The sequence below is a fragment of the Asticcacaulis sp. P4_H10 genome (assembly GCF_056400965.1).
This window is the reverse complement of record NZ_JBFUKH010000001.1, coordinates 603605-625167: the sequence shown is the minus strand read 5'-3', so window position 1 is coordinate 625167 and position 21563 is coordinate 603605. Positions and strand designations below refer to the sequence as shown.

The window sequence follows — 21563 nt, the reverse complement described above, 5'->3', positions numbered from 1 at the left end:
TGCAGAAAGAGTGTAAGCGATTTTCGGCTAAATATCGCGATAAAACAAAACTCAGGCAGACTCCGATCCAGTCGGGCGCGGAAGTGCAATGTGGAACTCGCTGCCTCCGGCCTTGACGGAGGCGGCCCAAATGCGGCCACCATGGCTTTCGACGATCTTCTTGCATACCGCCAGGCCCAGTCCCGTTCCCTTGATCGCTTCCCAGGTATGCAGGCGGCGGAAGGGCTCGAAGACCTGCTCGATAAAGGCCGGCTCGATACCCAGGCCGTTATCGCGGATGACGAAATGCCAGCGCCCAGGTTCGGCAATCACGCCGACATGGATGACCGGCGTATTGCCGGGCGCCTGGTATTTGATGGCATTGCTGATCAGGTTCTGCAGCAGGCGCATGATCTGGACGGCATTGCCCTGGATGAAGGGCAGCGGATCCGAAGTCACGATTGCCCCGGTATCGGCGATGAGCTGGCCGAGATTGGTTTTGACGTGCTCGAGTTCGGCCGCCATGTCGACATCGACCGTGGTCGCGCCTTCGCGGCCCAGCCGGGCGTATTCCAGCAGGTCGTGAACCATTTCGCGCATGCGCAGGGCACTGTCGCCGACGATCTTGAGGTATTCCTTGCCGTCCTCATCGAGACTGTCCTCATAGTCCTTGGCGATGATCTGGCTGAAGTTCAGCACCATGCGCAGGGGTTCCTGCATGTCGTGCGAAGCGACATAGGCGAAACGTTCCAGTTCAGTGTTCGACTCGGTCAGCCGGGCCAGCAGACGTTCGCGCGCCTCTTCGGCCTGTTTGGCCTTGGTGATGTCGCGCACGATACCGGAGAAATGCCGGACACCATCGACCGTAAAGGCGCTGATCGACAGATCGAGCGGAAAAACCGAACCGTCCTTGCGCCGCCCTTGCGCCTCGCGCCCCGCCGTACCGATGATGCGTGCCTCGCCTGTACCCATGTAGTGCGACAAATAACCATCGTGCCCGCTGTGATAGGGTTCGGGCATCAGCATCTTGACGTTCTGACCGATGACCTCGTCGGCGGCATAGCCGAAGATCGTTTCGCAGGCCCTGTTATAACTTTCAACCTGCCCCCGCTCATTGATGGTGATGATGCCATCGAGCACATTGTCGACGATCGCCTGCAGCCGCACGCGGCCACGCTCCTGGCTTTCGGCGTACAATTTTTCCAGTTTGGTGTTGGCGGCTTGCAACTGTGCATTCGTCTCACGCAACTGGTCCGGGCTCGGTATGGCCAGTATGTTGGGCAACAGACGGATGGTCATGACCAGTGTCCCCAGAGACGCCAGCGCCGTCAAGGCCTTGACCACGCCTTCGGTGTAGTAGGACGGATGCCACAACGTCCAGATGCTGATGACGTGAGTCGTCCCGCACAGCAGGATAAAAGCCCCGAACAGCAGAAAAACCAGAGGGAACGGCAGGTCCGGTCGCCTGCGCACGAAATAGATCAGCGCGAACGGGATGCAGAAATAGGCCAGCGCGATCATCGAGTCGGAAATGACGTGCAGCCACAATATGTCCGGCTGCCACAGGAAGCAGTAGCCATGCGGCATGAAGCTGGTGTGATGCGCCATGTCGTGAGCGGCCGTCATTGGTCTATCCCCGGGTCCGACGAGTCGGCATGCCTACCATGAAAATGCATTTGCCACTATCGCACACGCCAGACAACCTCAGGTACCAGATGATGCATTTTTCGTCACTGCGTAGAAGATGAATTTCATGTGATCTCCGCCCGTCTTCGTTGGGAATTAAGGACTTGCGGGCCAGGGTAAAATCAGGAAAAAATACCGAATGACAACAGAACCGTCCACGTGGCGGCAGTCCTGAAGGACGGGGTAATGATGACGAAGGTCAACGAGAGATCGCGAGCGGCTCAGGTTCTTCTGATCGAGGACAACCGCGGCGATGCCGTCCTGACCCGCCGGGCCTTCAAACGCGCGACCCTGGCCAACGAAATCACGATCGCCGAAACCGGCGAAGCCGGCCTGAACATCCTGCGCCGCCAGGGCGAGCATGAAACCGCCCCGCGCCCCGACATCATCCTGCTCGACCTCAACCTGCCGCATATGCATGGCAAGGATTTCCTGAAAGAGGTGAAGTCCGATCCCGAGCTGCGCCAGATCCCGGTCATCATCCTGTCCAGCTCGAGTGCCGATTCGGATGTCGCGATCTGCTATGATCGCCACGCCAACGGCTATATCACCAAGCCGGTGACGACCGATACCTATGACGAGATCGTCAACAAGATCGAGCAGTACTGGTTTGGTCTGATGCAGTTGCCGCCGGACGGTAAGGCCGCATTTTTGAACTGACGCTTTCCCAAACGCAATTAAGACTAAAGCGCTCTGCGAATCGTCAGGTTGAGTCTCTGGCGGCCCAGCTCAAGGTGCACGCCATCCTTCAGCGGCGAAATACCGTGATGGTTCATGCGCGCCGGTCCGCCCCACACGATGACATCGCCATGATGCAGCGCGATCCGTGTCTGCGGGTCATTGCGCTTGAGACCGCCGAACAGGAAGGTCGCGGGCAGCCCCAGCGACACCGAGACGATGGGGGCTGACCGATCGGCTTCGTCGCGGTCCTGATGCAGGCCCATGCGCGCGCCGGGTTCATAGCGATTGATCAGACAGGCATCAGGCGAGAAACCAGGAAAGCCGGCGACATCGGCTGTCCGTACAGCCAGCTCACGGATGATCTCCGGCATCTTCGGCCATGCCTGCCCCGTCAGCGGATCTATTGTCGAATAGCGATAGCCGTTGAGGTCGGTCACCCAACCGGCGGTGCCGCAATTGGTCATGGCGACGGACATGGTGCCGCCGCCCGGCACCTGCATTGTGCGGAACGGCGCCTGTTCACTAATCCGTTCCACCGCCGCCAGGATCGCCGCCGCCTGCGGCAGGGCGACGCCGCGCAAGATCGCCACCCCGTCCGGCACAGGCTCGGTGAACAGGGGCAGTTGCTCAGGCGGCATCGTGGAAGATAATCCCGAGCGTCCGGCGCGTACCCGACCGGATGCGGCTGACACCGTGGCGCATATTGACGCGATAATCGCCGTTCGCCCCACGCACCGGCCGGTGATGGACGGCAAAGACGACGGCGTCGCCCTGCTGCAGCGGCACGACCTCGGCGCGCGACTGCATGCGCGGCCGTTGTTCGGTCAGGACGAACTGGCCGCCGGTGAAGTCCTCTTCCGGCTGCGACAGCAGGATGGCGACCTGGAGCGGAAAGACGAGGTCGCCATAGAGGTCCTGGTGCAGGCAGTTATAGTCCCCCGGGCCGTAGTTGAGCATCAGCGGCGTCGGCCGTTGCTGTCCGGCGGCATGGCATTGCGACAGGTAATCAGCGTGGCTTAAGGGATAGCGGACATCGATCCCCATCCGCGCATTCCACCGCCCGGCAATCCCAGCCAGCGGCGGATAGAGCCCCGCCCGCAGTTCCGCCACAAGAGGCGGCAACGGATAGGCAAAGTACTTGTAGTCGCCGCTGCCAAAGCCGTGCCGCGCCATATGGATGTGGCTGCGAAACGCGCCGGTGACATAGGTGTTGTTCAGGTCGTGGCACTGGTCCGGATCGATCAGCCCAGGCAGGACGGCGCAACCCTGCGCGTTCAACTCCGCCTCCACCGCCAGCCAGTCGCAGTCTTCAAGACTCATCGGCCGGCCTCGCGTTGCAGGAGGATGCGCTTGCGCTCGGCGCCCCAACGATAGCCGCTAAGCCCGCCGTCGGTGCGGACAATGCGATGGCACGGCACCAGCAGCGCCAGGGTGTTCGCCGCGCAGGCGCCGGCGACGGCACGTACCGCTTTTGGATCGCCGATGCGTTCGGCCAGTTCAGCGTAGCTCAGCGTCTGGCCGGCCGGGATGCGCCGCAGCGCCGCCCACACCTTCTGCTGGAAGGCCGTGCCACGAATATCGAGCGGCAGGTTAAGGCTCTTCTCTGGCGCCTTTTCCGGGTGGTCAATCAAACTCACGATCTCAGCGATACGGCGCTCAAATCCTTCATCGCCGCCGATCAGCCGCGCCTTTGGAAAACGGTCCTGAAGTTCGCGCACCAGCATATCCGCGTCATCGCCCAGCGCCACGGCGCAGATGCCCTTGTCGCTCTCCGCGACCAGCATGGCGCCAAGGCTTGTCTCTGCCACGGCAAATCGTACCTCGGCGCCGTCGCCGCCGTTTTTGAAGCGCGTCGGTGTCATGCCAAGGATCGCATTGGACGCTTCATAAAAGCGGCCATTCGAATTGAAGCCGGCATCATAGAGTGCATCTGTCACCCGCCCCTCGCCCGCCAATTCCTCACGCACGCGGCGGGCGCGGTGGCCCTTGGCGTAGGCCTTGGGCGTAAGCCCCGTCACGGCTTTGAAGACACGGTGGAAATGGAACGGGCTGAGGCCCGCCCGCCCCGCCAGTTGTTCCAGCGTCGGCTCGCTTTCGGCCGTTTCGATATGGCGGCAGGCGCCGGCAATCATCTCGGCCTGGGCGTTACCCAGCGGCTGTTCCGGCTTGCAGCGCAGGCAGGGGCGGAAACCGCCCGCCCGTGCTTCCTCAGGTCCGGCATAGAAGCGAACATTTTCCGGCTTGGGCGTGCGCGCGCCGCACGACGGACGGCAGAAAACGCCTGTCGTGACAACGGCATAGACAAAGCGGCCATCGGCGGTCGCATCGCGATCACGGACAGTCTGCATGCGTGCGTCGGGCGTTACGGCGGTCATGGTCTCTAACATAGGATATTCTCCTTGATCTGACATCCCTTAGTGATCACAATCTACGCTTGGCGCGACGTGCTTGCGCTCCGCTCCTTGCGGTCGAATTCGGAATATTGCCGCACGGCAAACCGCCGATTCATATGGATTTTTTGCAGTCTCTTAACCTCCTTAAGTCTATGCGTTCATGCGAACGCCAGTGAGAGGGCGATACACATTTCTAAGCCAAGGGTCAGATCGCGCCTGTCTGCCGGGTCCGGGATACTGACCTGCTGGCTGATCGCGCCCATTGCCTTGTCGGGCATGGCCGTAGCCCAGGACGTACCGCAGAGCACGCAACCGGCGCCGGGTGTTACTACACCACCTGCCCAGCCGCCGGCCGTGACGGTGCCCCTGCCCTTGCCGCCCGCCCTGACAAAGGACAAGGACGATAAAAAGACGGACGATAAGCCGTCTGAGCCGGAAGCACCGGTAACGCCACCGCCTCCGGGCGTGGCGACCGTGACCCTGCCGTCTCCGCCCGAAACCGAGCAGCCGATTCCGCCACCGGCTGCACTGGATACGCCCATAGTCAGCGACGCCGACTTCGACGCTGCCCTTCCCGCGCTCGATGCCGGCGAAGCGCCGCCGGAAGGGACGATCCAGGCCGATTCAGGGCAGCAACTGACGCCCGTTGACACGCCGGAAGACACCGAGCTGGCTGAAGGCCTGGCGCCGCTCGACGGCTACGATGTCCAGCCGGTTAAGATCGCCGAAGCCCCCGAGACCCCGCCCAGCATCACCTACTCCACCCAGGTCAGCGGCTTGAAGGCGATCGGTGAGAAGGACCGCTTCAAGGACCTGAGCGCGCTCGAAAACGGCAAGGGCAAGGCGGCCAATGCCGCCATGGTTCGCGCCCGCGCCAATGAGGATCAGGCCCTGGCTGTCCGGCTGATGAAATCAGCCGGCTATTATGACGGCAAGGTCACCACGACCATCACCGCGCCGGCCACCGATGGCCAGCCCGTGGTCGCCACCCTGACCGCCCTGCCCGGCACGCCGTACAAGCTCGGCAACATCGCGATCGATGCGCAACCGACCGTACCGGAAACGCTCATCCGCGACGCCCTGCCGTTGCAAAGCGGCGACGTCATCTCGGCCAATTCCGTGCTGGCAGCCGAGGCCAATGTGGGTGTCGTCCTGCCGCGCAACAGTTATCCCTTCGCCAAGGTTGGCGCGCGCGACATCGTGCTCGATCCGCAAACCCATGTCGGCGACTACACATTGAAAGTCGATACGGGTAACCGCTCGCGCTTCGGCAAGGTGACGACCGACGGCGATCTGGCTTTCGACGCCAGGCACATCGCCGTGCTGACGCGCTTCGATCAGGGCGAACTCTACGACAGCCGCATGGTCGACGACCTGCGCCAAGCCCTGGTCTCGACCAGCCTGTTCCGCACCGTCTCGGTCGAGAGCACGCCAACCGGCGTGGTCGACGGCGAAGGCGTCGAGACGGTCGATCTCGTCGTCCACCAGAATGCCGGCCCGCCACGCACCCTGTCGGCCGAGATCGGTTTCGCCACCGGCCAGGGCGCAACCGCCGAAGGCACCTGGACGCACCGTAACTTCTTCCCACCCGAAGGCGCCCTGATCGCCCATGGTGTCCTCGGCACTCAGGAACAGGGCCTGGATCTGACCTATCGCCGCTCCAACTTCAAGCGGCGCGACCTGACCCTGGCGCTGGCGGTCAGCGCCGGCCACCAGATATACGATGCCTACCAGGCCTATACGACCGGGTTCACCGGCTCATTGGCGCGCGTCTCGACTCCGATCTGGCAAAAGGAATGGACCTGGTCGATCGGCGCTGAGTTGCTGGCCTCACGCGAAAAGGCGACCATCGCCAATACGACCCTGTCGGCTTTCGAGACCTATTACCTGGCCAACATTCCGGCGCGACTCGGTTTCGACCAGAGCGACGATCTGCTCAACCCGACCAAGGGTTACCGGTTGGCCATCCAGGGTGGACCACAATTCTCATTGTCGGGCACGGCATCCTCGACCTTCCGCACCGTCCTCGACGCCAGCTATTACAAGGCGTTCGGCGCCAGGTTCGTGTTGGCCACCCGGGCACGGGTCGGCGCCCTGACTGGCGGCACCACCGCGAACATCGCCCCGTCACGCAGGCTCTACGCCGGCGGCGGCGGTTCGGTGCGCGGTTTCGCCTACCAGGGCCTGGGGCCGCTGGATGCCACAGGTGATCCGACCGGCGGCCGCAGCCTGTTCGAAGCCTCGGCCGAGGTCCGCTACCGCTGGGGCGACTGGGGCGTCGTACCCTTTGTCGATGTTGGCCAGGTCTATGATGCGCAATTCCCGGACTTCTCCGACATGCGCGTTGGCGTTGGCGTCGGCGCCCGCCTCTATTCCAACTTCGGCCCGATCCGCATCGACGTCGCCACGCCAATCGACCGCCGCAGCGACGAGCCGCAGTTTGCCCTTTATGTCGGCATCGGCCAGGCCTTCTGATGGATACGGATCCAAAGCCGCCTGAAACGCCTGCCAAGCCTGGCCTGCCTGGCCGTATGGTCGCGCGCCTGCGCGGCTGGTGGACAGAGATCAATCACCGCATGCGCTGGCACGATCTGCGCTGGGCGCGCGTCGGCCTCTACTGCGTGTCGATCGTCGCCGGCGCCCTGCTGCTGGTCATCGCGCTGGGTCTCAGCGTCAATACCGGCGCCGGCAAGCGCCTGCTGCTCGGTTTCGTCAATAAATTTACGCTTGAGAGCGGACTGGGCGTGCGCATCGGCGCCATAGACGGTTCGCTCTACGGTGACATGACCCTGCGCGATGTCGAATTGCGCGATGGCCGCGGCACGTTCGCCCGATCGCCGCGCATCGCCATTGACTGGCACCCGCTGGCCTATCTCAACCGCCACGTCGATATCGACGACGTGTCGAGCCCACTGGTCGAAGTCCTGCGCCGTCCGGAACTGCGCCCGTCGACGACACCGCCCAAGCCCAATGAACCTTTGCTGCCTGATCTCGACATCGATATCGACAGCCTTAAGGTCGACCGGATCATGCTCTATCCCGGCGTCGCGGGGACTGCTGCGCGCGTCGCCTCGCTGTCCGGCGCAGCGCACCTGAACGACGGCCGCGCCCAGATGACGGCCACTGGGCAAAGCAACCGCAACGACCGCATCGAAGTCATCCTCGACGCGATGCCCAAGGCGAACCGGCTGGACCTGACCGCCCACCTCAATGCCCCCGAAGACGGCGTCATTGCCAGCCTCGCCGGACTGACGCAGCCCCTGCGCGCCAATATCGCCGGCAAGGGCGAGTGGAAAGACTGGCGGGGTAAGCTGCTGGCGCGCTACGGCGAAGCCGCACTGGCCAATCTCGATCTGACCGCGCGCAACGGCCGTTTCGCTGTCTCAGGCATGACGCGGCCGGATCTGTTCCTCAGCGGGGAATCCGCTGCCATCCTCCAGCCGAATGTCCGCGTCGATCTCGATTCGACCCTGCGTAAGCGCAATCTGGACATGGATCTGGCCCTTACTTCCGAAGTCGCGACCGTCAAGGCGGCGGGTTTGCTCAATCTCGAAGCCAGCCGTTTCGGCCGGCTCGAAGTCCAGGTCCGCCTGCTTCGGCCCGAACGGCTAGATCGCAGCTTTACCGGTCAGGACCTGCGCGCCGACCTGACGCTGGAAGGCGCTTTCGGAACACCGCGTATTGATTACGATGTCGATGTCACCCGCTTTGGTTTGGGCAAAATCTACCTGACCAACCTGCACGCCGAGGGCAAGAGCCGCATCGATCGCCACGGCAAGGTGACCGTCCCGCTCAATGTCCGCTTGGCGAGCCTCAGCGGCATCAGCCCCGAGGTCGATCCATTGCTGACCAATCTGCGCCTCGACGGCGAGGTCGATATCGTCGATGGCCAGGCAGCCAGCGACAATCTGGCGCTAAAAAGCGATCGCTTGTCGGCCCGCGGATCGCTGCGCGCCGACCTGTCCGCCGGCACTTTCCAGAGCGATTTGAAGGCGGGCCTCAAGAACTATCGTGTCGAAAACCTCGGCACCGTCAATGTCGATACCCAGGCCCGCATCGTCCGCAATGCAGCGGGCCTGAGCGTCACCGGCACCTTTACCGGCCAGTCGACCAAGTGGGAGAACACCTCGATTGCCAAGGCGCTGGGAGGCAATGCGCGCCTGAACGGCGGTTACGCCTTGCAGCCGAATGGCCAGGTCGTTCTGCGCAACGTCACCGGCAACGCGCCTGCCTTCCGCCTGCTGGCGCTTAGCGGCACGTTTGGACCCGACGGCCGGCTGAAGTTCAACGCCCGTGCCCAGTCGACACAGTATGGTCCGCTGGAAGCGGCGGTCACCGGCACAATCGACGCGCCCCAGGCCGTGGTCAAGGCGGCAAGTCCCGGCCTCGGCATGCAGATCCAGAACGTCATTGCTACGCTTAACGCCACCGAGCAGGGCTATGCCGTCAAGGCCAACGGCGACAGCGCCTATGGTCCGTTCGACGCCGATACGCTGATCATCATGAAAAACGGCCCTTTGACGGTCGATATCCGCAGCGGCCACTTTGCCGGCGTCAGCATGCAGGGCCGTATTGTCCAGAGTCAGGCCGGGCCATTCACGGGGACACTGGCGCTCAACGGATCCGGCCTCAATGGCACCGCCGCGCTTTACAGCGCCAATGGCGATCAGGGCGCCGCCATCCAGGCCATCGGCAATAATGTCGTTGTGCCGGGCCAGACCGGCATCCAGGTCGGGCGCGCCATCATCACTGCCAATGCCGTATTGCGCAAGGAAATCGCCGTCGATGCCGATGTCCAGCTCGGCGAGATGACCTATGGCACGGCCGTACTGTCCACGGGCCGCGCCAAGGTGATCCTGCGCGGCCAGACCGGCACGATCCAGGCCGTCGCCAAGGGCCAGAAGGAGGTGCCATTCGAGATCGCGCTGAATGGTGAAATCCGGCCCAACCTCTACACCATCGCTGCCAAGGGCAAGGCCAATAATATCGACTTCCGTCTGGCCAACCCCGCGCGCATCCGCCGCAATGGCGACGGCTGGAGCCTCGATCCAACGACTCTGGTCACCGAAGACGGAAGGATGGATATTTCCGGCCATTTCAATGGTGGCTATCGCCTGCAGGCGCGGTTGAAGCAGTTGAACCTGTCGGCCGTCAATGCCTTCATGCCGGATGCAGGGCTTACGGGTTCCGCGACCGGCGCGGTCGATTTCGTCCAGACTGGCAATGCCTACCCGACGGCACGCGCCAATCTCAAGATCAACAACTTCTCTCGCGCCAGCGTCTATACGGTCTCGACGCCCGTCGATCTCGTGGTCGATGCCAGCCTCAACCCAAGCCTTGCGCCAGCGGACAATTTCCTGCGCGCTCTGGTCCGGCGCGGCGGCGCGGTCGTCGGCCGCATCCAGATGAACCTGTCCCCCTCCGCTTCCGGTGAAGGGTGGATGCGCCAGATCACGACAGCCGGTATTTCCGGCGGCATCCGCTATAATGGCCCGGCCGAGGTTCTCTTCTCCCTGACCGGCCAGGCGCGTCAGCAGTTGAGCGGCCCGGTCGCCGTCGCCGCGGACTTCTCCGGCCGGCTCAACGATCCACGCCTCAACGGCGTCATCAAGGCCAACAGCCTGACCTACGATAATGAGACCTTCGGCACGCGTATCACCGCCATGGCGCTCGATGGCCGCTTCAGCAACGACAAGCTGGAGCTGACGACCTTCAGCGGCCGTGCCGGCAATGGTACGGTGTCAGGCAATGGCTGGGTATCGCTGGCCGCCAACGATAAATTCCCGCTCCAGGTTCATGTCGAGCTGAGGAATGCCCGGCTGGCGCGTTCGGACAATGTCGATTCGACCGTGTCGGGCACGCTCGACTTCACGAATAATGCAACAGATGGGCCGCTCATCAAGGGCGACCTGCGCCTGCCGGAAGTCCGCTACGTCTTCATCCCCCAAGGCGCCGCCGAGATCAACGAGCTGTCGGGCGTTCGCCGCAAAGGCTATCGTCCCGCGCCTGCCGCGCCGCCGTCGAACTTCGACCAGTTGTCGCGCTGGAAGCTCGACGTCCGCGTCCGGGCCGACAACCAGGTCTTCATTTCGGGCATGGGCCTTGAGTCGGAATGGCGCATGAACCTGCACGTCGTCGGCACCACCCGCGATCCGCGTGTCGAAGGCGAGGTCAACAATGTCCGCGGCATCTATTCCTTTGGCGGCCGCGATTTTAATATCGGCAACGGAACGATCCGGTTCGACGGCGGTGCATTGACCAATCCCGAAATCGACCTCACCGCCACTGCCGTGGTCGAAGACGTCACCGGCGTCATCAAGGTCACCGGTACCGCGACGCGGCCCGATGTCGCCTTTAGCTCGACGCCTGCCCTGCCCCAGGACGAAATCCTGTCGCGTCTGCTGTTCGGCCAAAGCGTCACCGACCTCTCGGCAACCGAAGCCCTGCAGCTGGCGTCAGCGGTCAACAATCTGCGCGGTGGCGGAAACGGTCTCAATCCGCTGGGCGCGATCCGCTCTGCGACGGGTGTCGATCGGCTGCGCATTATCGGCGCCGATGCCGCTACCGGGCGCGGCACCTCACTGGCAGCCGGCAAGTACCTGACCAACAGCGTCTATGTCGAGGTCGTCACCGACACCAAGGGCTTTGCGGCGACGCAGATCGAAATCGCCCTGACGCGCGCGCTCAGCATTCTGTCGCAGGCCGGCAATACCGGCACGGCCGTCAGCGTGAAGTATTCGAAGAACTATTAAGCGCTTTCCCAAAAGTGCGACGCGGTTCTGGGGTTAAAAGTGCGTCAAACTAACCAATTCGCTCTAAAATCGAGACGTAGGACGCGACCGCGCCACCGCCCATATTGAAGACCATGCCGAGGTTCGGATCAGACAGTTGCATGTCGGCAGCCTCGCCAGTCAATTGCCTGGCAGCGATGACGTGCATGGAGACACCCGTCGCGCCGACCGGATGGCCCTTGGCCTTCAATCCGCCCGACATATTGATCGGCAGCTTACCATTGCGGCCCGTGCCACCATCGATCACCAGTTCGCGGCCCTTACCTGGTGTGGCCAGGCCCATGGCTTCGACCGACAGCAGTTCAGCGATGGTGAAGCAGTCGTGGACCTCGGCGAAGGAGATATCATCGACGCCGACGCCGGCCTGCCGGTAGGCCGTCTCAAAAGCGCGTCTTGGCCCCTCAAAAGCCGTCAGATCCTTCTGCGACAGAGGCAGAAGGTCATTAACCTGCTGCGCGGCGCGGAAGCCGACGGCACGACGGAAATCACCGGCCATATCGGCGCGCACCAGCACGATGGCCGCGGCACCATCCGACACCAGTGAACAGTCGGTCTTTTTCAGCGGTGCTGCGATGATCGGGTTCTTGTCCGATTCGTGCAGGCAAAAGTCGAGCTCAAGCGCTTTGCGCAACTGCGCCAATGGATTGTGCACGGCGGCTGCATGGTTCTTGGCGGCGATATGCGCCATGGCCTCGACCGGATCGCCCCACTTGTCGGCATAGGCCTTGGCGAACTCGGCGAAGATCATTGGGAACGACGATCCCGCCTCTTCTTTCTGATAGCTGGCCGCGCCCAAAGCCCGCGTCACAGCCGCGCCGTCGACGGCCGTCATCTTCTCGGCGCCAACGACCAAAGCGGTCCGCACCCTCCCGGAAGCAATGGCGTCCATGGCGGCGTAGAGCGCGGCAGATCCCGAGGCGCAGGCGTTTTCGACACGCGTCGCAGGCTTCCAGCGCAGACCTTCGTCGGCACCGAGGATCATCGATGATGCGAACCCGTCCGGCACCATGCCGGCATTGAAGTTGCCGAGCCATACCGCGTCGATATCCGCCCCCGTCAGACCGGCATCCGCCAGTGCTTCATGTGCAGCGGCCTGGATCAGGTCTTCGAGCAACTGTCCGTCCAGCTTGCCGAACGGCGTGTGGCCCCAGCCAACGATTGCCGATGTCATAGCGGTCCTCCTGTTTGGCATTTTAGCCCATTTTTTGGCAGATTAGTATCAATTGAAACCGCGTCAATATCCGTTTCGCCAAGTCACTGATAAGATTGACCGTCATCCGCAGGCCATCCGACAAATTGTCCAACGATGACATTTTGCTTGAATGTTGCTTTGTAATCGGTTACAAGATTCGTGACTGCGGCAGGGATGCCCGTCAGTCTTCGCGTAGTCCCCATTCCCGGCGGGATGTGCGCGTTTCTGTTTCCTAGCAGACAGGGCCCCGTCTTCCCCCGAGGCGGGGCCTTTTCTGTGCCCGCGAAACACCAAGCCCTGGGACTAGGCCGCCAATCGCTTCTCATTGACCAGCAACAACAGGTCCGCCGCAGCGCGCGCATCGGCCATGGCGCGGTGATGGTTGTCGAGCCGGATATTGTACTGCCGGCACAGGTTCGCCAGTCCGTAGGACTCATGGCCCGGATAGTGTTTGCGCATCGAGGCGCAAGTGCACAGTTTTGGGAATCGGAAACGGATACCGGCGCGGGCAAATTCACTGCTGATAAAGCCGTAGTCAAAATTGACATTGTGCGCGACGAAGATGGCGCCATCCAGGAATGCCGCGAAGTCTTCGGCGACTTCAGCAAACAGCGGCGCATCGGCAACCATGCTGTTCGAAATCCCCGTCAATTCGGTGATAAAGGACGGGATGTGGCGCTGCGGATTGATGAGCGACTGCCATTCACCAACCACCTCGCCGCCGCGAATCTTGACCGCGCCAACCTCAGTGACACGGTCATTAGGTGGGCGACCACCGGTCGTTTCAACATCGACTACGACGTAGGTCTGGTTCGGATCGACGCGGTATTTGACTTTGCAAATATCGGCTTCGAAGCCCAGCGACTTCAACAGGTTCAGCCGTGCCAGCTGGTTACGGCGGACCTGATCGCCCTCGGCCTTGATCTCGATAAAACGAATCTGTCCGTCGCGCGTCAGCATCAGGTCGGGGAAGCCATCGCGCAGGGCGTAAAAGTCCTTTGTCAAACGCTCCAGCACGCCGCGCACGGCCTGCGGTGGCGCGGCCATCAGCAACTGCGTCATCAGCAGGCCCAGACTATCGTGCCACCAGACGATGCCGTTGTCGTCGCCGGCGTGGTTCATAGTCGTTTCGCGCACGATGTCGAGTGCCCGCCCTTCCTCGACCGCCTTCAGTTTGAGCGCGATGGTGTCGGCGTGGGTGTGGTGGAAGGTGCGGTCTTTCAGCGACTGCGGCACCAGGTCAAAGCCGCTCGACAAGGCGCCCGGCCCCTCGAACAGCTCGTCCCAGAAGATCAGGCCGAACAGCGCCGGCCACAGGCCATTTTCGGTGAGATGCGCCGCCCAGCCCTGTTCGGTAAAATGCCCGATCGCCGCCTCTTCGGCATAGCCGCGATAGAGCTCATCGACCTCGATGGTTTCGGCCGATCGCAGCAGTCCGGTAAAGACGCCGGTGCGCGACTGGCCGAACTTGCGGCGGAAAAAGTCATCGGCGAAGATATATTCCTCATCGTGCGATGGCGCCGCCAGCATCGTCTCCAGCATAGCCCGCACGCGCTCGGCGTGCCCGCCGGCATAGAGCAGCCGCACAACCCGCTCGCGGCTGTCAAAATGGGTCGAGCGTTCGTAAAGCGCCACGGCCGTATCGATATCCTTCGCCTTCTCAAACACCTGACCCAGTTGAAACAGCAACTGGTCACGCAGACGCAGGACGAAGTCGTTATCAGCGAGCGGGAAGCTGTCGATGTGGGCGGCGACCTGACGCGGATCGGCATCGCCCGACTTCAGGCGTCGCAAAGCCGTCGTGTAGACAAAGCCCGCCCGCGCCTCTTCCAGGCTGTGGAATCGCGCCTGATAGCTGTCTTGCGCCTTGACCGACACTACGCCGAGATCGCGCAGCGTAAAGCTCAGCAGGTTGTCGTTCAGCTTGCCGAAATAGAGATAGAGCAAGAAACCCAGCGTCTCCTTGTGCCCTGGCACCATGCGTTCAGAGACATCATAATCGGCGGCAAAATCGTCAAACCCCAGCTCGGAATAGATGTGCTTGACCAAGTCGGGTTTCGACCAGTTGCTCTTGATCTTGAGGCCGTGCCGTCGGCCGATGTCGATCACGTCGGCCTTGCCCAAGGTATCGAGACATCCGCGGAAATCGCACGCTTCCAACCGGCGGGCAAAGCCGGTTTCCAGCAGCTCCGCCAAGCCATCGGCAACATCGTCGATTTCGCTATAGTCGAGATCGCGCGGGCTGAAGACCGCCTTTTTGCGGTTGCTCATGCGGATATAGAGGCACTGCGCCGGGATGCTCAACGCCATGAAGGCGTCTATGAAATCGCGCTCGGCCTCGCCCAGCATCTCGCCATAGACCGACGCGACAAAGCCCGTCATTTCAAGGAAATGATCCCGATAATAGGTCGGCGGAAGGATGGGAAAACTACGGCTCATGCCATTCGTTCTATATTCGTTCCAGCCTCAGATTGCAATCCCGGGCGGTCGGATCACAGCAGATTTTACCCCCATGTCACGCGTTGGTGAGCTGATATGGAACCACGGATAGGCACTGAAAGCCTCGCTTTGCGAGGCAACACGAAAGGCACGGAATTCATGTTCATTCGGCTAATGTGCGCAGTTACCTCGAGAAAATGACGACGCATTGCGTCGAGTTTTCGCGTTGCTAAGGTGCACCGCACCATCCATTCGCACGGATAATCTGTGCCAATCTGCGTAATCTGTGGAGCGATCTTGAGGGCGCATCATCATGCCTAGCCTTAGCCGTTCAGACTCGAATTCCGTGCCCTTTTTCCGTGTCGCGCGCCTTGGCGCGCTTTCAGTGCCTGTCCGTGGTTCACATCCCAAGTGCCAGGGTCGCCGCTGCCAGGTCCTGAGACGCATCGCCGACGCTTTTGAACACGGTCACGATCTCGTCCCGGTCAGTAATTGCGGCGACTTCGCACAGGTCGCGCAAGGTCCCTCGCACCGCCTTGAGCGTTAGGCCCGGGCCGATCAGGTCGCCCGCTTCATTTAAAGCGCCCGGCCCATCGATCCAGACGGCGTTTTTCATGCAAGTGTCATCGGCTTCGCGCATGGCCGGCGTGTAGCCACCGATCAAGGCCACATGCTGCCCCGCCTTCAGCCAGTCTCCAAGCACGAGCGGTTCAGTGCTCAGCGTCGCACAGGCGATGATGTCCGCCGCCCTTACGCCCGCTTCGAGATCGCCGCAGATCTCGGCGTCGAAACCATGGGCGCGCAGGTGATGCACTAAGCGTTCAGCATTGCCGCGCGTGGGGCTGTAAACCTCAACATGGCGGATATCGCGAACGGCGCGATAGGCAAAGGCCAGTTCCGTCGCGATCCGCCCCGAGCCGATCAGCAGCAACCTATGCGCAGACTTTATCGCCAAACGATCGGCGGCCAGAGCTGCGACCGCCGCCGTGCGCCGCGCTGTCAGTTCGCCGCCGTCGAGCAGCGCATTGTGCTCACCCGTCACAGCGTCGAAAACCAGATAGCTAGCCGTCACCGCCGGCAGCGACCGCGCCGCATTGCCGGGCGTGACATTGACCAGCTTGATGCCGCCGAGGCTGGCGTTCCAGGCGGGCATCAATAGCAGCGATGCATCAGGCTCACCCGCCTGCTGCATGGTATGGACATGACGCTGCGGCGCTTCAACCGCGCGTGTCAGCAGGCGCGGCAGGTCCTCGACCAGACGGCTGTATGGCAGGGCTTCGATGACATCGACCGATGAATAGACGCGCATATTTTCTCCTTAGAATTTCATCTGTCCGCGGCGGTTTGCGCCAGCAGCCAGTCGCGAAACGCCACAAGCGGCGGGTGGGCAGCGCGTTCATGCGGCCAGGCGAGATAGTAGGACTCGGCGCTCTGCATTTCGCCGTCGGGAAGCGCGCGCACCAACTGCCCGGTGTGCAGTTCGTCTTCGATCAGAAATACTGGCAAGAGCGCTACGCCCAGGCCAGACCGCGCCACTTGGGCCAGGGTCGCGAACTGATCGAACAGCATGCCATGAACGTGCTCATCCGGCACATTGTGTTGGCGCAGCCAGCGCTCCCACGCGTCCGGCCGGGTGGTGATGTGCAGCAGCGGCGCGCGGCGCAGGTCGGCGGCCTCGTTGAAATCATACTGTGCCGCCAGTTCCGGACTGCAAGCTGGCACGACAATCTCATGGCGCAGCAAGGCCGTTTCGGCCCCGCGCCATTGGCCTGAGCCGATATGGATGGCCGCATCCATCGGTTCCAGCGCGAAGTCGAACACGGTCAGGCGTGTCGTCAGATTGAGCGTGATGCCAGGATTTTTAGACAGGAAGTCCGGCAGGCGCGGCGCCAGCCAGCGCGTGCCAAAAGTCGGCAGGATAGCCAGGTTCAGCGTCCCGCCGTGCGGATTAGCGCGCAGGTTCATCGACGCCGTGCCGATTTTGCGCAGCGCATCGCGGACCTCGCGGGCATAGGTCTCTCCGCCGGGTGTCAACCGGATGGTCTGGCGCTCGCGATGGAACAGCTCGACCTCCAGCTGCTCCTCCAGGGCCTTGATCTGGCGGCTGACGGCGCTCTGGGTCAGGTTCAGTTCGCGCGCCGCCATCGTGACCGAGCCGGTGCGCGCCGCAGCCTCGAAGGCTTGCAGGTGCGACAGGCTGGGCAGGAAACGGCGCGGACCTAACATTATTCCATTTCGGAATGACATGATGCGCAAACAGCGCTGGAAGTGGCCAATATAGCGCGTATTATGCGTTTGAACATACCGATTTGGAATAAATGCCGACGCCTGCCACCACACACGGACTATGGGCCATGACCGCGCCTGAGGCGCCCGCCACGGCGCCTTTGAGCGGTGATGTGCGCGCCGATGTCGCCATTGTAGGTGGCGGCTATACCGGCCTGTCGACCGCCCTGCATCTGGCCAAGCGCGGCATAAAGGCCGTTGTGCTCGAAGCCGGCCCGGTCGGCTTTGGCGGTGCCGGACGCAATGTCGGCCTGGTCAATGCGGGCATGTGGGTCATGCCCGACGAATTGCCGAACGTTCTGGGCGCTGTCCATGGCGACCGCCTGCTCAAGCTGTTGGGCGATGCGCCCGCGGCCGTCTTTAATATCGTCAAAGCCTACAACATCACGTGCGAACTGCGCACCGAAGGTACTTTACATTGTGCGGTCGGCACCGCCGGCCTCGAAGAACTGAAGGCGCGCGAAGCACAATGGCAGGCCCGTCACGCGCCGGTCCGGCTGCTCGACGCGCAGGAAACGGCGCAACGCGTCGGCACAAACGCCTATTCCGGGGCCCTGCTCGACCTGCGCGCCGGCACCATCCAGCCTTTGGCCTATGTTCGCGGTCTGGCTGGGGCGGCGCTCAAAGAAGGCACCGTCATCCACACGCAATCGCCGGTACTCGGCGTCGAAACTGCGCCGGCTGGCTGGCGCGTCGTGACGGACGGGGGTTCGGTGACCGCGCCTTGGGTGGTCATGGCGACCGACGCCTACACGCAAGGCCCGTGGGAAATCATCCGCCGCGAACAGGTCCACCTGCCCTACTTCAACCTGGCGACCGAGCCGTTGCCTGACGACATTCGCGCCACCATCCTGCCCGGCGGCGAAGGTGCCTGGGACACGAAAGAAGTCCTTTCGTCCTTCCGCATGGACGCGCGTGGCCGCCTGGTTTTCGGCAGCGTCGGTGCGCTTAAAGGCGCCGGTCACGGCATCCATCGCGACTGGGCCTTGCGCGCCTTGCACCGCCTCTTCCCGCAACTCGGCAAGGTGAAGTTTGAGGCCGAATGGTACGGCCAGATCGGCATGACCGATGACAATCTGCCGCGTTTCCACAAGTTCGCCGACAAGGTCATCGGCATCAGCGGTTATAATGGCCGCGGCATCGCACCGGGCACGGTCATGGGCCGCACACTGGCCGAGCTGATCGCCGGCGAAAAGGGCGAGGACAGCCTGCCCCTGCCCGTCACCACGCCCCATGAAGCGAAAATGCGGGCGCTGAAAGAAGTTTTCTACGAGGTTGGCGCACAGGCCGTGCACTTGACCGATTCACGTTTCTGAGGACAAAGCACATGATCACCGAAACCACCAAGACCGCCGAACAGGTCGCGCAACTGCTGAAGTCGCTGGGCGTCGAGACCTCCGCCTATACCGGCGGCACGCTGAGCGTCCATTCGCCGATCAATGGCGATCAGATTGCCGCGACGCCGGAAACCTCCGCTGCCGACGCACGCGCCGCCATCGAAAAGGCTCACGAAGCGTTTCTCGCCTGGCGCACCATTCCAGCTCCGAAGCGCGGCGAACTGGTCCGCCTGTTCGGTGAAGAGCTGCGCGCCCACAAGGCCGATCTCGGCAAGCTGGTCTCGCTGGAAGTCGGCAAGGTGACGTCCGAAGGTCTGGGCGAAGTCCAGGAAATGATCGACATCTGCGATTTCGCCGTAGGTTTGAGCCGTCAGATCTACGGCCTGACCATCGCCACCGAACGCAGCCAGCACCGCATGATGGAAACCTGGCATCCGCTGGGCGTCTGCGGCATCATCTCGGCCTTCAACTTCCCCGTCGCGGTCTGGGCGTGGAATGCTGCCCTGGCGCTGGTCTGCGGCAATGCCATCGTCTGGAAGCCGTCGGAAAAGTCGCCGCTGACCGGCATCGCCACCCATGCCATTTTTGAGCGTGCGCTGAAGCGCTACGTCAATGAAGGCTACGACGCGCCGGACGGCCTGTCCGCCCTGATCATCGGCGGCCGCGATATCGGCGAAGCCTTGGTCGATCACCATAAGGTCGCGCTCATTTCCGCCACCGGCTCGACCGCCATGGGCCGCGCTGTCGGCCCCAAGCTGGCCGCACGCTTTGCCCGCTCAATCCTGGAACTGGGCGGCAACAACGCTGCCATCGTCGGCCCGACGGCCGATCTCGACCTGACGCTGCGCGGCGTCGCCTTTGCCGCCATGGGTACCGCCGGTCAGCGCTGCACGACGCTGCGCCGCCTGTTCCTGCACGACAGCATTTACGACGCCTTCCTGGCCCGCCTGAAATCGGCCTACGGCTCGGTCAAGATCGGCAACCCGATGGAAGACGGCACCCTGGTCGGCCCGCTGATCGACAAGGCCGCTTTTGACGGTTTCGAAAAGGCCCTCGCTGAAGCCAAGGCGGCCGGCGGAAAGGTCACCGGCGGTGAGCGCGTCACGGTGGCCGGCGACAGCAGCTATTATGTCCGCCCGGCGATCGTCGAAATGAGCGAGCACGCGGGTCCAATGCTGCGTGAAACCTTCGCGCCTATCCTCTATGTCATGCGTTACAGCACGCTTGATCAGGCCATCGCCTGGCAGAACGATGTCGGCGCCGGTCTGTCGTCGTCGATCTTCACCAACGACATCCGCGAAGCCGAACTGTTTATGTCCGCGGCGGGCTCCGACTGCGGCATCGCCAACGTCAATATCGGCACCTCGGGCGCAGAAATCGGCGGCGCCTTCGGCGGCGAAAAGGAAACCGGCGGCGGCCGCGAATCGGGCTCGGACAGCTGGCGCGCCTATATGCGCCGCGCCACCAACACCATCAATTACGGCAGCACCCTGCCGCTGGCCCAGGGCGTGAAGTTCGATGTCTAAGTTTCAATGGGACGACCCGTTTCTGCTCGATGAACAACTGAGCGAAGACGAACGCGCCATCCGCGACGCCGCGCGCGACTACGCCCAAAGCGATCTGATGCCGCGCGTGCTCAAGGCCTATTCGGACGAATATACCGACCGCGCCATCTTCAATGAGATGGGAGCGATTGGCCTGTTGGGCGCGACCTTGCCGGAGCAATATGGCGGCGCCGGCGCGTCCTATGTCGCCTACGGCCTGGTGGCGCGCGAAGTCGAGCGCGTCGATTCCGGCTATCGCTCGATGATGAGCGTGCAATCCTCGCTGGTCATGTACCCGATCTACGCCTACGGCACCGAGGCACAGAAGCAGAAATACCTGCCGAAGCTCGCCAGCGGGGAATGGGTTGGTTGTTTCGGCCTGACCGAGCCGGATGCCGGCTCCGATCCCGGCGCGATGCGTTCGAAAGCCGAAAAGATTGATGGCGGTTACCGCCTGACCGGCACCAAGATGTGGATATCCAACTCCCCCATCGCCGACGTCTTTGTTGTCTGGGCCAAGCTCGACGACGTCATTCGCGGCTTTGTGCTCGATAAGGGCGCAAAGGGCCTGTCGGCGCCGAAGATCCACGGCAAGCTGTCCTTGCGCGCCTCGATCACCGGTGAGATCGTTATGGACGGTGTCGAGGTCGGCGAAGACGCATTGCTGCCGGAAGTATCTGGCCTTAAGGGGCCGTTTGGTTGCCTCAATCGCGCGCGCTATGGCATTGCCTGGGGCGCGATGGGTGCTGCCGAAGACTGCTGGCACCGCGCCCGGCAATATGGCCTCGACCGTCAGCAGTTCGGCCGGCCGCTGGCCCAGACCCAGCTCTTCCAGAAGAAGCTGGCCGATATGCAGACCGAAATCACCCTCGGTCTCCAGGCGGCTTTGCGCGTCGGGCAACTCTTCGACGCCGGTCAGATGCAGCCTGAGATGATCAGCCTGATCAAGCGCAACAACTGTGGCAAGGCGCTCGACATCGCCCGCCACGCCCGCGACATGCACGGCGGCAACGGCATCCATGAAGAGTTCCACGTCATGCGCCACGCCCAGAATCTCGAGACCGTGAATACCTACGAAGGTACGCACGACGTCCACGCCCTGATCTTGGGACGCGCCCAAACCGGCCTTCAGGCGTTTTACTGATGTTTGATGGGCCCGGCGACACTTTCTATACCTCCCCAGCTTGCTGGGGAGGGGGACCGCGCGCATTCATGCGCGTGGTGGTGGGGGCTCT

Annotated in this window: 14 protein-coding genes; 6 read left to right on the top strand and 8 right to left on the bottom strand. The window is 62.6% G+C overall.

Annotation, left to right across the window (positions count from 1 at the left end; genetic code table 11):
* Positions 1-51: 51 nt before the first annotated feature.
* Positions 52-1605, bottom strand: coding sequence for a sensor histidine kinase (locus AC1DON_RS02785; protein WP_476933200.1), 1554 nt, complete (start codon positions 1603-1605; stop codon positions 52-54).
* A 246-nt stretch (positions 1606-1851) separates the two neighbouring features.
* On the opposite strand from AC1DON_RS02785, the gene AC1DON_RS02780 reads away from it, so the two are divergent.
* Positions 1852-2325 (top strand): response regulator, encoded by a 474-nt coding sequence (locus AC1DON_RS02780; RefSeq protein WP_476933199.1) that lies wholly within the window; start codon positions 1852-1854, stop codon positions 2323-2325.
* Positions 2326-2348: 23 nt separating this feature from the next.
* On the opposite strand, the gene alkB is transcribed toward AC1DON_RS02780, so the two are convergent.
* The 3 genes from alkB to ada are packed head-to-tail and all read right to left on the bottom strand — an operon-like array spanning position 2349 to position 4733.
* Positions 2349-2984 carry a DNA oxidative demethylase AlkB gene (gene alkB / locus AC1DON_RS02775; protein ID WP_476933198.1) on the bottom strand — a complete coding sequence of 212 codons (636 nt, stop codon included), beginning with the start codon at positions 2982-2984 and terminating at the stop codon, positions 2349-2351.
* A complete protein-coding gene (locus tag AC1DON_RS02770) occupies positions 2974-3666 on the bottom strand; it encodes a 2OG-Fe(II) oxygenase (protein ID WP_476933197.1) in 693 nt (230 codons plus the stop codon). Before AC1DON_RS02770 ends, alkB begins: the two co-directional genes overlap by 11 nt.
* Positions 3663-4733 carry a bifunctional DNA-binding transcriptional regulator/O6-methylguanine-DNA methyltransferase Ada gene (ada, locus tag AC1DON_RS02765; RefSeq protein WP_476933196.1) on the bottom strand — a complete coding sequence of 357 codons (1071 nt, stop codon included), beginning with the start codon at positions 4731-4733 and terminating at the stop codon, positions 3663-3665. The genes AC1DON_RS02770 and ada overlap by 4 nt, the downstream gene beginning before the upstream one ends.
* 282 nt (positions 4734-5015) lie before the next feature.
* Here ada and AC1DON_RS02760 point away from each other — a divergent pair, with 282 nt between their 5' ends.
* Positions 5016-7214, top strand: a complete 2199-nt coding sequence (locus AC1DON_RS02760) for an autotransporter assembly complex protein TamA (protein ID WP_476933195.1) — start codon at positions 5016-5018, stop codon at positions 7212-7214.
* Complete coding sequence (locus tag AC1DON_RS02755) at positions 7214-11491, top strand: translocation/assembly module TamB domain-containing protein (protein WP_476933194.1); 4278 nt, start codon at positions 7214-7216, stop codon at positions 11489-11491. Before AC1DON_RS02760 ends, AC1DON_RS02755 begins: the two co-directional genes overlap by 1 nt.
* Before the next feature lie 49 nt (positions 11492-11540).
* Here the strand turns inward: AC1DON_RS02755 and AC1DON_RS02750 are convergent, their stop codons facing one another.
* The 4 genes from AC1DON_RS02750 to AC1DON_RS02735 form a co-directional block, all read right to left on the bottom strand.
* Complete coding sequence (locus AC1DON_RS02750) at positions 11541-12701, bottom strand: thiolase domain-containing protein (protein WP_476933193.1); 1161 nt, start codon at positions 12699-12701, stop codon at positions 11541-11543.
* Between the two features lie 324 nt (positions 12702-13025).
* On the bottom strand, positions 13026-15161 hold the full coding sequence (locus tag AC1DON_RS02745) for an exonuclease domain-containing protein (protein WP_476933192.1): 2136 nt from the start codon (positions 15159-15161) through the stop codon (positions 13026-13028).
* 400 nt (positions 15162-15561) lie between these two features.
* A complete protein-coding gene (gene lhpI, locus AC1DON_RS02740; protein WP_476933191.1) occupies positions 15562-16470 on the bottom strand; it encodes a bifunctional Delta(1)-pyrroline-2-carboxylate/Delta(1)-piperideine-2-carboxylate reductase in 909 nt (302 codons plus the stop codon).
* A gap of 17 nt (positions 16471-16487) precedes the next feature.
* Positions 16488-17387: a LysR family transcriptional regulator gene (locus AC1DON_RS02735; RefSeq protein ID WP_476933190.1), complete on the bottom strand. Its 900-nt coding sequence runs from the start codon at positions 17385-17387 to the stop codon at positions 16488-16490.
* Positions 17388-17515: 128 nt separating this feature from the next.
* Between AC1DON_RS02735 and AC1DON_RS02730 the strand changes: the two genes are divergently transcribed.
* From AC1DON_RS02730 to AC1DON_RS02720, 3 genes are read left to right on the top strand one after another with little or no spacing between them, the layout of a single operon-like run.
* Positions 17516-18763, top strand: coding sequence for an NAD(P)/FAD-dependent oxidoreductase (locus AC1DON_RS02730; RefSeq protein WP_476933189.1), 1248 nt, complete (start codon positions 17516-17518; stop codon positions 18761-18763).
* Between the two features lie 11 nt (positions 18764-18774).
* Positions 18775-20310 carry an L-piperidine-6-carboxylate dehydrogenase gene (amaB, locus tag AC1DON_RS02725; RefSeq protein ID WP_476933188.1) on the top strand — a complete coding sequence of 512 codons (1536 nt, stop codon included), beginning with the start codon at positions 18775-18777 and terminating at the stop codon, positions 20308-20310.
* Positions 20303-21472, top strand: a complete 1170-nt coding sequence (locus tag AC1DON_RS02720) for an acyl-CoA dehydrogenase (RefSeq protein ID WP_476933187.1) — start codon at positions 20303-20305, stop codon at positions 21470-21472. Before amaB ends, AC1DON_RS02720 begins: the two co-directional genes overlap by 8 nt.
* The last annotated feature ends 91 nt before the right edge of the window (positions 21473-21563 follow it).

Bases quoted from the DNA above. Each gene is read 5' to 3' on its own strand.
- AC1DON_RS02785 (WP_476933200.1), bottom strand. From the start codon at position 1,605: ATGACGGCCGCTCACGACATGGCGCATCACACCAGCTTCATGCCGCAT.
- AC1DON_RS02780 (WP_476933199.1), top strand. From the start codon at position 1,852: ATGATGACGAAGGTCAACGAGAGATCGCGAGCGGCTCAGGTTCTTCTG.
- alkB (WP_476933198.1), bottom strand. From the start codon at position 2,984: ATGCCGCCTGAGCAACTGCCCCTGTTCACCGAGCCTGTGCCGGACGGG.
- AC1DON_RS02770 (WP_476933197.1), bottom strand. From the start codon at position 3,666: ATGAGTCTTGAAGACTGCGACTGGCTGGCGGTGGAGGCGGAGTTGAAC.
- ada (WP_476933196.1), bottom strand. From the start codon at position 4,733: ATGTTAGAGACCATGACCGCCGTAACGCCCGACGCACGCATGCAGACT.
- AC1DON_RS02760 (WP_476933195.1), top strand. From the start codon at position 5,016: ATGGCCGTAGCCCAGGACGTACCGCAGAGCACGCAACCGGCGCCGGGT.
- AC1DON_RS02755 (WP_476933194.1), top strand. From the start codon at position 7,214: ATGGATACGGATCCAAAGCCGCCTGAAACGCCTGCCAAGCCTGGCCTG.
- AC1DON_RS02750 (WP_476933193.1), bottom strand. From the start codon at position 12,701: ATGACATCGGCAATCGTTGGCTGGGGCCACACGCCGTTCGGCAAGCTG.
- AC1DON_RS02745 (WP_476933192.1), bottom strand. From the start codon at position 15,161: ATGAGCCGTAGTTTTCCCATCCTTCCGCCGACCTATTATCGGGATCAT.
- lhpI (WP_476933191.1), bottom strand. From the start codon at position 16,470: ATGCGCGTCTATTCATCGGTCGATGTCATCGAAGCCCTGCCATACAGC.
- AC1DON_RS02735 (WP_476933190.1), bottom strand. From the start codon at position 17,387: ATGTTAGGTCCGCGCCGTTTCCTGCCCAGCCTGTCGCACCTGCAAGCC.
- AC1DON_RS02730 (WP_476933189.1), top strand. From the start codon at position 17,516: ATGACCGCGCCTGAGGCGCCCGCCACGGCGCCTTTGAGCGGTGATGTG.
- amaB (WP_476933188.1), top strand. From the start codon at position 18,775: ATGATCACCGAAACCACCAAGACCGCCGAACAGGTCGCGCAACTGCTG.
- AC1DON_RS02720 (WP_476933187.1), top strand. From the start codon at position 20,303: ATGTCTAAGTTTCAATGGGACGACCCGTTTCTGCTCGATGAACAACTG.